Below are 11,888 nucleotides of genomic sequence, written 5' to 3' on the forward strand. Positions count from 1 at the left end.
GTTGGGTTGCACCGGGCGGAAGTGCTCGGTGCAACCGTCGCGGTCAACTCCGCGGAGCGGACCACGCTTCCCACAGCTCCGCGTACCGACCCCCGAGGTTGACCAACTCGTCGTGAGAGCCGTGCTCGACGACGCGGCCGTCGTCCATCACCAGGATCTGATCGGCGTCGACGGCCTGTGAGAGTCGGTGTGCCACTGTGACAGCAGTGCGACCCCTGGTCAGAGCGAGAGCGGCATCGTCGAGGACCCTGGCTCCGGCGCTGCCCGCTTCGGCGGTCGCCTCGTCGAGAATCAGCAGCGGCGGATCCAGTAATTCGATTCTTGCCAACGCAAGTTGTTGTGCCTGTGTTGCGGTCAGCCGGTGTCCACCGTCTCCGACCACGGTTTCGAGTCCGTCCGGGAGAGCCCGCAGCCAATCCGACGCGCCGACGGTATCGAGCGCCGCGGTGATGTCGTTGTCGGTTGCCGACGGGTCGGCCAGCCGCAGATCCTCGGCCAACGTGCCGGCGAAGACGTGGACCTCCTGAGTCACGAGGGCCACCGCGCTCCGAGATGTCGACGGTGGCAGTTCGTTCCGGGGCACCGTCCCGATCTTCACGACGCCTTCGGTCGGTTCGTAGGTTCCCGCGATCAGCTTTGCGACTGTAGATTTTCCGGCTCCGGTAGCGCCCACCAGTGCGGTGACGGTTCCTGCCGGAATGGTGATGTCGATGTCTCGCAGAACAGGAGCGTCGCCGCTTCGGTACGAGAATGTGACGCGTTCCAAAGAAGCTGAGCTGTCGACAGGTTCCTGCGGATCGGTCGGTGCAGATGGCACGGGCGCAAGCGTGACTCCGACCAGGCGAGCCAACGCGATTGTGCCTTCCTGCAATTCGTCGAACACGCTGAGAACCGCGCCCACCGGATCGAAGAGGCGGTGGAAGAACAGGGCTGCGGCGGTGGCGGCACCGATGCTGATCTGACCGTCCTTCACCAGCCAGAAGCCGGTGATCAGCACAGCGGACAGGCCGATGAACTCCGCGATGTTGAGCCGGCCGAAGAACCTGGTGCGTAGACGCGTGGTCAACAAGCTCAGCCGGACGGCCGTCATCGATCGAGATTCGATCTGTTCGAGATGCGGCTGGGCCAGGCGAAGCGATCCGACGGTGTCGGAGTTGCTCAGCGAGTCCAGGAGCTGTTGCGCACGTGCACCTTCTGCCTCCCGCTCCTCGCGGTAGACCGGTGCCGACCTCGAGAGGTACCAGCGCAGCGCCTGGATCTGGATGGGTGCCGCGATCACCGCGGCGACGGCGAATCTCCAATCGAGGCTACCCAATCCGATCAGGGTCAACACGATGGTCAGTGCCGCGGTGGCAAAAACCGGAAGTGCTTCGGATACGGCCCGGGTCACCAACCGCACGTCGCCGGTGATGCGGGAGACGAGATCTCCGCGCCCGGCCCGTTCGACGTCGCTCTGCGGAAGGTCGAGAACCCGGACGACGACTTCTTCGCGAAGGTCGGCGACAACGCGCTCGCCGACGCCGGCGAGCAGGTAGTTGCTCACTCCGACGAGAAGGGATGAGGCAACCGCGATACCGACCAACGCGAGAGTCAGTGTGCCGATGCGAGAGACAGCGTCGCCGTCTGCGTCGGTCACGGCGTCGACCATGGCGCCGAGGACCAGCGGTGTGAGCAGACCGATCGCGGTCGCGGCGGTCAGGGTGACGACTGCTGCGATCGCGGAAATTCGGTGGGGTCCCATCAACCGAAGTGCCGCGCGCCGCGCCTGTTTCGGTGTTGCGGTGGGGAGTAGTTCGTTCACAGCTCGATCACCCGATCGCAGATATCGAGCAGCACGGGGCTGCTGGTCAGAAGTATTGTGGCGTGTGCCCCGCGTACCTCGGCGATCCCGCGAGCAATGCGCGCTTCGGTGACGGAGTCGACGGCAGTGGTGGGATCGTGCAGCACCAGGACGGGAGCTTCGCTCGCCAGTGCCCTCGCCAACGCGATGCGCTGACGCTGACCGCCGGACAAAGAATTCCCTTGCTCGGTGACTCGGGTTGCGAGGCCGAGCGGCAGTGCCGAGATCACTTGATCTGCCGCAGCAGCGGCGATGGCCTCGTCGTTGCGGCTGCCGATCGGTGCGAGGGCGTCGATGTTGTCGCCGACTGTGCCGATGAACAGTGCCGCGTCGTGCGGTGCTGCCAGAACGTGAGTGCGAAGTTCGTCGATGTGCAGCTCGTGAATGGCGTTGTCGCCGAGATGAATTGTTCCGCTCGAAGGCTCGATTCGACGCGCCAGTGCGTCGACCAACGCATCCGCCCAGGCGGCATTCTCGGTGACGATGCCGATGATCTCGCCGCGTTTGACGTCGAGATCGACTGGTGACGCTCCGGCCAACACGACGTCGCGCAGCGTCAGGAACTCGGAGTGATTCAGGGACACAGGTTCACCCGCGGGAGTCACAGCCTCGGTGGTCCCGAGAAGTGCTGCGACGCGGTTGGCGGAAGCACGCGCCCGTGCCAGACCGGCGCCGAAGTAGATGATGTCGATCAACGGACCCCGAAGGAACTGTGCCAGACCAACCACGGCAACGAATTCACCGACCGAGATGCTCCCGGACGCTGCCATCCGTCCGCCCACGTACGCGATGACGGCGAGGAAAGCGCCGGCGATCGCAACGTTGGCGGCGGAGTACATCGCTTGGTATCTCTGTGCGCGAAGGGTTGCTCCCAACGAAGTCCGGCTGGCTCCCCGATACCGCTGCGCTGCAGCATCTCCGGCGCCGATTCCGGAGAGGATTCGGAGTCCGGAGAGTAGATCCGCGGCTAGCGCGCCGGCCTTGGCGCCCTGCCACTGATCGGTTTCGGCTCGGCGTTCGAGCGGCCGACTGACCACCTGCATGAGAGCCAGCACCGGGGGAGTGCCGAGGATGACGAGCAGGCCGAGTGGCACCGAGATCACCAGTAGCGAAATCGCGGCGGTCAGCACTCCGCAGGCGGCCGCAAGTTTGGTGCTCAGCGTGTGCGTGAATCCGGCCACCGAACCCGCGTCGGATGTTGCAATCGAGTAGACCTCGCCCGGCATACGCCGCGGCGACATGCCGTGCGGATCGAGGCCTCGGCGCGCGATGTCCATCCGCAAGCGATGTGCTCCGTGCTCGGTGACGGAATCGGAGATGCGCGCCGCGAAGCGCCAACTGAGCAACAAGCCGGTGAAGAGAATTCCGAGAACGAGGATCCACTTTCCGAGTGCGGCGGCATCGCTGGTCGCCACAGCACGGTCGATGACCGCACCGATCACCACCGGCACCAACGCTTCCGCGACCTGGTGGCCGGTGAAGCCGACGGACGCGGCCGCCAGCTTGGCTCCGCGACCTTCGGAAGCGATCGCGCGTGTGATTACCTGACGCGGCGTGATCGCCGGGCTGGTTGGGGGACCGTTTGTCTCGGCCGAAAGAAGTGGTGTCGAAGGCACTGGGTCCACGCTAGGGATCGTGGGCGGTAGTCAGAAGTCACACCGGTGCCAATACTTGTCGTGAACAGGCCATACGTATTGCGTTGGCCGAATTGCGATAGTAGTTGGCCCCGTTGCAGCGGAGAAGGCATCGACTCATCGACGACACTGCAATAAATTAAGGTCTACCTTACTTAGCGCGGGTTAACTATGTCCGGAAGTCGGATAGATCCTCGTGTTCGGGTCCGGTTCATGTTCCATCGATGTTGGAGATTGTTGTGAGTCTTGTGTTCGGCGAGGTACTTCACAAGGAGTACGTGACCCCGGGAATGGTTCGTATCGTGTTCGGTGGGGAGGAGCTGACCGCCTTCGAAACCACCGGTACCGGTGACGAATACCTGCGCCTCCACTTCCCGGTCCCGGCTACAGGCAAGTTCGTTCTACCGGCGGAAGATCCGGATGCACCGCGCGGTTGGCGATACCCGGAGGGAGAGGAACCGTCCCCGTGCCAGCCGTACACCGTGCGACGGTTCGATTCCGAAACCAGCTGCATGACGATCGACTTCGTCGTTCACGAGGGTGGTATCGCCAGCGACTGGGCACAGAAGCCGAGATCGGTGACAAGTTGGCGATCGGCGAGTCTCGTGGCCTCTACGAGCCCCCGGCCGACGCACGCTGGCAGGTGTTCGTCGCCGACGCGACTGGACTCCCCGCACTCGGGCGCTTGATCGAACAGTTGCCCGCCGGGATGTCGGCCAAGGCGATCGTCGAGGTGGTGGACGAGTCTCACAAGCAGCAGATCACCTCGGACGCCGACGTCGAGTTCATCTGGCTGGTCGGCAGTGGCAACGGTGTTGCACCGTCGAAGTTGCCGGACGCGGTTCGCGCGATGAACCTGCCCACCGAACTCGGATACGTGTGGGTTGCAGGCGAGAGCACGATGCTCCGTGACATCCGCAAGTACCTTCGCCACGAACTGAAGTTGCCGGGTGAGCAGTACAAGGTCATCGGCTACTGGACGTACAAAGCCGAGGTGTGGAACGCGAAGTACGAGGCCCTCGACGAAAGTGTCCGCGCGGCACTCGATGCGGCCTGGGAATCGGACCGCGACGAGGAAGAGATCCGCGACGAGGTCGAGAAGACTCTAGAGAGCGCCGGCTTGTGACCGTTGGATTCGACAAGAGTGCTGTCGACAGCGGTGCGGCGGACAAGAGCGCAGTCGACAAACACACCGAAGAACTGATCGACGAGTCGCTGCACGAGAAGCAGAAGCAACCGGACGGGCTGGTATCGACCAACTCTCGTCGTATGGCGGGTCTTCTGGTGTGCCTGGTGGTGCTCGCCGCCGTGCTCCTTCTGAGTATCGCGGTGGGATCGAAGACCATTCCGTTCGGCACCGTGATCGACGCGCTGGTGAACTACGACGATTCCAATGATCACGTGATCATCCGTGACCTGCGACTACCGCGTACTCTGCTCGGTCTGATAGTCGGTATGGCACTGGGTGTGGCCGGTGGCCTCATCCAGGCGATGACACGAAATCCCTTGGCTGATCCCGGAATTCTCGGTGTCAATGCCGGAGCAGGCTTCGCGATGGTCGTTGCCGTCGCGGTCTTCGGCCTGACCAGCATCTGGTCGTACATCTGGTTCGCGTTCCTCGGAGCGGTGATAGCCACGGCGATCGTCTACACGCTGGGCTCGATCGGTCGAGGTGGTGCGACGCCCATTCGGCTGACGCTTGCCGGTGTTGCCATCGGCTCCGTGCTCGGCGGCATCTCGTCCGGGATCACCTTGCTCAACCCGACCGCCTTCGACCAGATGCGCCAGTGGAATGCCGGCTCACTCAGCGGGCGTTCGTTGGAAATCGTTCTGGCCGTTGCCCCATTCATTCTCATCGGGCTCTTCCTGGCGCTCGCGTTGGCGCGCCAACTCAACGCGGTGGCCCTGGGTGACGATCTGGCACGTTCGCTCGGTGCCAACATCACTCGTACTCGCATCCTCGGTGTCATCGCGGTGACATTGCTGTGCGGCGCGGCGACAGCTGCGGCCGGGCCGATCGGATTCGTCGGTTTGATGGTTCCGCACGTCGCGAGATGGTTCGTCGGACCGGATCAGCGATGGATTCTCCCGTACACGTTGGTGTGCTCGCCGATTCTTCTTCTCTTCTCCGACGTCGTCGGCCGAATCGTGCTGCGCCCGGGTGAACTTCAGGTCGGTATCGTCACGGCCTTCATCGGCGCTCCGGTGCTGATCATGCTGGTGCGTCGAAGCAAGGTGAGCGGTCTGTGAGCATCGATTTCGGGCGCGCCACCACGGTGGTGCGCTCACCCAAAGAAGGCTGGTCCGCGCGGATCGACGTCCGCACGGTCACAGTCTGCCTCGTCCTCGTTGCGCTTGCATTGGCCATCGGTGTCATCGCGCTCGGTAGTGGTGACTACCAAGTGCCGATCGGGGACGTCCTCGGTGCACTGTTCGGCGAAGCCCCCGCGCGTATCCACATGGTCGTCGTGGAATGGCGTCTGCCCCGAGTTCTGTTGGCGCTGATGCTCGGTGCGGCGCTCGGTATGAGCGGTGCGATCTTCCAATCGCTGACCAGGAACCCGTTGGGTAGCCCGGACATCATCGGCTTCAACTCCGGTGCGTACACGGGCGCTCTGGTGGTCATCCTCCTCATCGGTGGTACTTACTACGAGATCGCAGTCGGTGCTCTGGTGGGCGGAATCGCCACCGCAGCAGTTGTTTATCTCCTTGCGTACAAGCGAGGTGTGCAGGGATTCCGGTTGATCATCGTCGGTATCGCCATCAGCGCGATGTTGGGCTCGGTCAACACCTGGATGATCCTCAAGGCGAAACTTGACGACGCCATGGCTGCCGCAGTGTGGGGTGCCGGTTCGTTGAACGGCCTCGGCTGGACTCAGGTGTGGCCGGTGGTCGTCGTGCTGGCCATCCTCGTTCCGCTGATCCTGGTGTTGGGCAGGCGGATGCAGATGCTCGAGATGGGCGACGACGCCGCCAAGGCGCTCGGCGTCCGGGCCGAACCCACGCGGCTATCCCTGGTTGTTCTCGGCGTCGCCCTGACGGCCATGGTGACAGCAGCGGCCGGTCCCATCGGGTTCGTCTCGCTGGCGGCTCCGCAGTTGGTGAGGCGATTGACCGGTAGTGCCGGAGTGACCCTGCTGCCGTCGGCAGCAATGGGTGGCGCGTTGCTGATGGTCAGCGACTGGGTGGCGCAGCGAGCTTTCGCGCCGACACAGTTGCCGGTCGGCGTCGTCACCGTCTCCATCGGTGGCATCTATTTCGTATGGCTTCTCGCGCGAGAGGCACGTAAGCAGTGATCGGTGAAGGAACGAGGAACAGCGTGAACGAGACAAGTACGGCCGCCGTCGTGGTCGAAAGGACGAATCGGCTTCGCGCCGAGGACGTCACGATCGGTTACGACAAGCGCGTCATCTCGGAACACCTCGACGTCGAAATCCCCGACGGTGGCTTCACCGTCATCGTCGGTCCCAATGCCTGCGGCAAGTCGACGCTTCTGCGTGCGCTGTCCCGGTTGCTCAAGCCGACCACCGGCAAGGTCCTTCTCGACGGTAAGGCGATCACGTCGTACCCGGCAAAGGAAGTTGCGAGGCGACTCGGGCTTCTGCCGCAGACGTCGATCGCGCCGGACGGAATCAAAGTCGCCGATCTGGTTGCGCGAGGGCGTTATCCGCACCAGAAGCTGATCCGCCAGTGGTCCCGAGAGGACGAGGCCGCCGTCATCAAGGCGATGGAGGCAACCAAGGTCACGGATCTGTCGGCCAGGCCGGTCGACGAACTGTCCGGTGGTCAGCGCCAACGTGTCTGGGTAGCTATGGTTCTCGCGCAGCAGACTCCGTTGGTGCTACTGGACGAGCCGACGACGTTCCTCGACATCGCGCACCAGATCGAGCTGCTGGAACTCTGCCGCGATCTGAACGAGAACGACGGACACACGCTGGTGGCGGTGCTTCACGATCTCAATCACGCGTGCCGCTACGGAACTCACATCATCGCGATGAAGGACGGCGCGGTGGTCGCCGAGGGCCCGCCCGCGGAGATCATCACCGAAGAACTGGTGCAGGAGGTGTTCGGCATGGCGTGCCGCATCATCGACGATCCGGTTTCCCACACACCGCTGGTCATTCCGCTGGGACGCGAGCGTCAGCGAAACATCGAAGGAGCAAAGGTATGACACTCGTCCTGGATGCGCAGGTTACCGACACGGAGTGGGCTCAGATCGTCGACCGCATTTCGCGACGCCGATTCTTCGGTGGCGCAGCTGGTGTGGCTGCAGCATTGGCGCTGAGCGCCTGCGGAAGCTCCGATGGCGAATCCGACTCTGCCAGTGACACTCTCCCGTACACGTGGGCCGAGTTCAGCGGCGACGTTCCGCGCGACCCGAAGCGTGTGGTGGTGCTCGACGGCCGCGTCGACCTCGAATTCGCGATGATGATGGACTACCCGATCGTCGGATCGGGCAACTTCTGGTTCCCCGACGCCAAGGCAGGATTCCAGTTTCCCGGCCGCACCATCGAGGACGCGAGCTTCGTCAACGTCGCCGGCGACTTCTCCACCAACTTCGAGGCTCTGCTCGCTCTCGAGCCCGATCTGATCGTCATCACTGCGATCGGATACACCAGTGACTGGTACGGCACCGAGCGATTGTCTTCCATCGCGCCGCTGTTGGTCGTCGGCGACGACGTCGAACCGATTGCCGGGCACCCGGTCGACTGGCGAGGTGCTCTGATGGCGCAGGCGAGCCAGCTCGACCGGGTGACGATCGCCGAGGCTTCCATTGCGGAGTACGACGACAAGCTCGCGAGACTGCGACCGATGTTGCAGGAGAAGCTGGGCGGAAAGAAGATCGTGTTCGGCGTTCAGACGCCGACGGGCTTCCTTGTGCATCAGCGGAATCTGCGAATCAGTGTTGCACTCGATGCCGGCCTGGACGTGCTTTTCCGTGACGACGACAATGCAGAGAACTCGTTCGAGTTGTCGTTCGAGCAACTCGACACCTTGGCTCCGGCGGATGTGATCATCGCTCAAGCACGCGATCAGGAAGCGCTCGACGCGATCAAGACGCAGCCGACGTGGCAGCGGTTGCCTGCAGTTCAAGCGGGCAACGTGTTGACCAGCGACGCGCGATACAACCAAGGATTTGCGCTCACCGCGGCCATCTTCCTCGACGTTCTCGAGGAAGCGGCCGGGCGAATCACTGCTGGGCAGTAATTCAGGCGACGTTGCGGGCCTGGTCGAGTAGTTGTGCAACCTGCTCGAACCAGGCGCCGTAATTGGCGTAGGTGTTGGGACGCTTGTCGTCGAAGTCGATCACCTGGTTCGCGGTCACCGCGGGCAGCTTGACGAACACAGGTGATGCCGCGAATGCCTCTGCCGACTTCGCGAACTGGAACACGATGTCCGCCGGATAGTCCGGTACCTGTTCCCAGCTGAGATCGGCCCAGCCCTTGTCGACTCCCGGACCGGTGAACTTCACGCCCAGTTCCTTCAGGTAACCGAACTGAGCGAGCGCAGTTGTGCCTGCGTACAACTCGGAGCTGTCACCGTTCAGGGCGAGGACTTCGATGTCGTCGACCTTGGCCGCAGCAGTTCGGATGCGCTCTGCACCGGATTCGAATGCTTCCTTGCCCTCGCGTGCTGCGGCTGTGTCGGTGTTCCCGCCGAGTGCTTCGGCGAGTGAGGCGTACTCGTTCAACACGTCCGGTGTCGAGGCTCCGGAGAACTTGACGCCGACAAACGGTGCAACATTGTTGACGGTCTTGCCCATCGGCTCGTCCCACCAAGTCCATCGTGTCGGGTCGTCGCTGTTGCCGTACCCGATGACCAGGTCTGGGTCCAGCGCCGCAAGAGCTTCCGCGCTGAGTTCACCTTCACGGCCGACGACGGTCATCGTCGACTCGTCAGCGCGATCGGTGACGTCTGGATTGCCGACGCCGTAACCGAAGATGCCGACCGGCCGAATGCCGTAGTCCCACAGAGCCGCAGCGGAGTACGCGTCGACGACGATCCGCTCCGGGGCGTGGTCGAGGGTGATCGTGTTTCCGTATCCCGTTGTGTAACTCCAGGACTGGTCGGCAGACCTGGTCTCGGTAGAGGGCGCTGCGTCGCTACTTCCGCAACCGGCGAGTAGGAGCGTGGCGACGGCGGGTAGTGTGGCGAAGCCGGCGAGCCGGCGATTGATTTTCATGAGAACCTTCCGAACATGGCGAAATAAGCTAGGTAAGCCTAACCTGACATGTCATTCGGGTGTTCTCGGGGTCAGTTGCCCTGCCACATCTGAAGCCATTCGCTCCAGGACGGGGGAGTGATCGTTGGTCGAGGTGTTCCGCCACGAAGTCCGTCGAGCATGAAGTCGAGATAGCGCGTGTGTATTTCGGTGGCTCGATCACCCTCGATCGGCAGAGTCGGCCGCAGATGCACTGTCATGAGCATGACGTCAGCAGCAGTGAAGTCGGGCGGGACTTCGCGAGCGTCGATGCAGACGTCGACCATCGATTGCAGTGCGGCCTCCAATTCTTCGGCGGCACGAGTGACTTCGGCGTGTTCAGGTAACTTGCCGCCGAGGACCGGAATGAGCGGTCCCACTGATTCGGTGAGATATCGCGAGAAGAACGTCTTCAATACGGCTTCATCGGTTTTCGCGGTGCTCATGCACTCTCGGGCGAGGGTGGCGAGGTGGTCGATCGCCCAGACGCGCAGGGATTGCGCCAGTTCCTCCTTGCCTCGGTATCGGCGATAGATGCTGCCTACTCCCACTCCGGCCCGGGTGGCAATTGCCGATACCGGTGCATTCCAACCCTGTTCGGCAAAAATCTCGCGCGCTGCTCGCAGTACGGTGACGTCGTTGTCTGCGGCTTCTCGGGCGCGTCCGGGGAGGCTCGCATTCTCTTTCGCCATTCCCACAGGCTAGCAATGCATGGTTTACTCAATCGGAACGGAGTGTTCCGTTCCGATTCGATTCATGATTGGAGGAAGGTGTCGATGACAACCTTGGCGGAGGCGCCCACGCGATCCGGGAGCCGGGTGATCGCCGCGCTTGCGGGGGCGGTACTCGTCTACTCGCTCATGCAGACCATGCTGGTACCGGCGTTGCCGGTGTTGGGTGAGCATTTCGACACGTCCGTGGCGGTGACCGGCTGGATCCTGACGGCGTACCTGTTGGCGGCCGCGGTGATGGCTCCGATAGTCGGCGCGATGGGTGACCGATTCGGCGACAAGCGAGTCCTGGTGATCGTCCTGATCATCTTCGCTCTCGCGACATTTGCCGCGGCAGCCGCCCCGAATATCGGGGTGCTGCTTGTCGTTCGAGCTGTCCAGGGAGTGAGCATGGCGAGCTTCCCGCTTGCGATGGCAGTACTGCGGAGAACGGTAGTAGGTCCCGAGTTGTCTTCAGGGATAGGTTGGCTCGCTGGGACTTTGGGAATCGGTGCCGGAAGTGCACTGGTGATCGGCGGTGTCATCCTCGAGTATCTCAGTTGGCAGTGGTTGTTCGTGATCACCGGGATCTTGATCGTGCTCGCATTGGTCGCAGTGGTGGCCGTGGTTCCGGGCTCGCATCGCCGCCCGGGTATGCCGACGGACTGGGCCGGTGCCGGCGCTCTGGCGTTCGGATTGGTGAGCCTGCTATTGGCGATCACGAAAGCCTCCGACTGGGGAGTTTTGTCGCTCGGATTCTGGGGTCTGGTGGTAGTCGCGTTCGTTTCGTTCGCGACACTGATTGCCGTCGATTCCCGCCACGACGCGCCGATCGTCGACATGCGAGTTTTTCGGGACAAGCCGATGATGATCACCAGCGCACTCACCCTGGTGTTCGGGTTCGTGCCGTACATTTTCTATCTCTGTCTGCCGCGGATCCTCCAGGCGCCGGAAACGTCCACGTATGGAAGCGGATTCACCGTTGTGCAGACCGGCTTGGCGCTCTTGCCCGCCGCTGTCCTCGTCTTTCTCGGTGGCCGCTTGACGCCGGCTCTCGCGCGGCGATTCGGGCCGCGGGTGCCCGCTGTCATAGCGCTGGCCCTCATGGCGGCGGGCGCAGTCGGACTCGCGATCTGGCCGAGTTCGGTGGTTGCGATCGTGGCGTTCTTTTCCCTCGTCGGATCGGGGAACGGCGTGGGGTTCGCGGTCTGCGCTCTGTTGGTTGCCTCGATCGTCCCGCCATCGGAAATGGCAGCAGCCAGTGGAGTCAACAGTGTGATCAGAACCGTCGGTTCGGCGGTGGGCGCCCCGGTGACCACAGCGGTCCTGGCGATCGGCATTTCCGGCGACTCGTTCGCGCTGGCGTTCGTGATGGGTGCCGTCATCAGTGTTGTCGCCTGTCTGCCGGCGATTGCACTTCCAGCGACGAGGACTGCACAAAAGGCGTGACTTATTGTAGGCTCCCCTAATCGAGACAGCGTGTAACTAAAGCGGGGAGAGAA

11 protein-coding genes are annotated in these 11,888 nt (G+C 63.0%); 7 read left to right on the forward strand and 4 right to left on the reverse strand.

Annotation, left to right across the window (positions count from 1 at the left end):
* Positions 1 to 43: 43 nt before the first annotated feature.
* Positions 44 to 1,801 carry an ABC transporter ATP-binding protein gene (locus tag V3587_RS05375; protein ID WP_007729003.1) on the reverse strand — a complete coding sequence of 586 codons (1,758 nt, stop codon included), beginning with the start codon at positions 1,799 to 1,801 and terminating at the stop codon, positions 44 to 46.
* On the reverse strand, positions 1,798 to 3,456 hold the full coding sequence (locus V3587_RS05380) for an ABC transporter ATP-binding protein (RefSeq protein ID WP_228232783.1): 1,659 nt from the start codon (positions 3,454 to 3,456) through the stop codon (positions 1,798 to 1,800). Before V3587_RS05380 ends, V3587_RS05375 begins: the two co-directional genes overlap by 4 nt.
* Positions 3,457 to 3,764: 308 nt before the next feature.
* Here V3587_RS05380 and V3587_RS05385 point away from each other — a divergent pair, with 308 nt between their 5' ends.
* Genes V3587_RS05385 through V3587_RS05410 form a run of 6 tightly spaced genes read left to right on the forward strand, consistent with a single transcriptional unit; the run spans position 3,765 to position 8,682 of the window.
* Positions 3,765 to 4,163 carry a siderophore-interacting protein gene (locus V3587_RS05385; protein WP_283376241.1) on the forward strand — a complete coding sequence of 133 codons (399 nt, stop codon included), beginning with the start codon at positions 3,765 to 3,767 and terminating at the stop codon, positions 4,161 to 4,163.
* A complete protein-coding gene (locus V3587_RS05390) occupies positions 4,118 to 4,600 on the forward strand; it encodes a siderophore-interacting protein (protein WP_283376187.1) in 483 nt (160 codons plus the stop codon). Before V3587_RS05385 ends, V3587_RS05390 begins: the two co-directional genes overlap by 46 nt.
* Positions 4,597 to 5,724, forward strand: coding sequence for a Fe(3+)-siderophore ABC transporter permease (locus V3587_RS05395; RefSeq protein ID WP_003946222.1), 1,128 nt, complete (start codon positions 4,597 to 4,599; stop codon positions 5,722 to 5,724). Before V3587_RS05390 ends, V3587_RS05395 begins: the two co-directional genes overlap by 4 nt.
* Positions 5,721 to 6,770, forward strand: coding sequence for an iron-enterobactin ABC transporter permease (gene fepG / locus V3587_RS05400; RefSeq protein WP_003946259.1), 1,050 nt, complete (start codon positions 5,721 to 5,723; stop codon positions 6,768 to 6,770). The genes V3587_RS05395 and fepG overlap by 4 nt, the downstream gene beginning before the upstream one ends.
* A 23-nt stretch (positions 6,771 to 6,793) precedes the next feature.
* Positions 6,794 to 7,645 carry an ABC transporter ATP-binding protein gene (locus V3587_RS05405; protein WP_050794099.1) on the forward strand — a complete coding sequence of 284 codons (852 nt, stop codon included), beginning with the start codon at positions 6,794 to 6,796 and terminating at the stop codon, positions 7,643 to 7,645.
* A complete protein-coding gene (locus V3587_RS05410; RefSeq protein ID WP_007728999.1) occupies positions 7,642 to 8,682 on the forward strand; it encodes an ABC transporter substrate-binding protein in 1,041 nt (346 codons plus the stop codon). Before V3587_RS05405 ends, V3587_RS05410 begins: the two co-directional genes overlap by 4 nt.
* Before the next feature lies 1 nt (position 8,683).
* Here V3587_RS05410 and V3587_RS05415 read toward each other — a convergent pair whose 3' ends face one another.
* Together V3587_RS05415 and V3587_RS05420 are read right to left on the reverse strand one after the other, a co-directional pair.
* Positions 8,684 to 9,658 (reverse strand): ABC transporter substrate-binding protein, encoded by a 975-nt coding sequence (locus V3587_RS05415; protein WP_283376188.1) that lies wholly within the window; start codon positions 9,656 to 9,658, stop codon positions 8,684 to 8,686.
* Positions 9,659 to 9,729: 71 nt separating this feature from the next.
* A complete protein-coding gene (locus V3587_RS05420; RefSeq protein ID WP_030536301.1) occupies positions 9,730 to 10,368 on the reverse strand; it encodes a TetR/AcrR family transcriptional regulator in 639 nt (212 codons plus the stop codon).
* An 84-nt stretch (positions 10,369 to 10,452) separates the two neighbouring features.
* Between V3587_RS05420 and V3587_RS05425 the strand changes: the two genes are divergently transcribed.
* Positions 10,453 to 11,835, forward strand: a complete 1,383-nt coding sequence (locus tag V3587_RS05425; protein ID WP_030536300.1) for an MFS transporter — start codon at positions 10,453 to 10,455, stop codon at positions 11,833 to 11,835.
* Positions 11,836 to 11,888: the final 53 nt, after the last annotated feature.

Origin of the sequence: Rhodococcus sp. IEGM 1306, from assembly GCF_036541985.1 — a bacterium.
In the GTDB taxonomy this organism is placed as follows: domain Bacteria; phylum Actinomycetota; class Actinomycetes; order Mycobacteriales; family Mycobacteriaceae; genus Rhodococcus_F; species Rhodococcus_F qingshengii.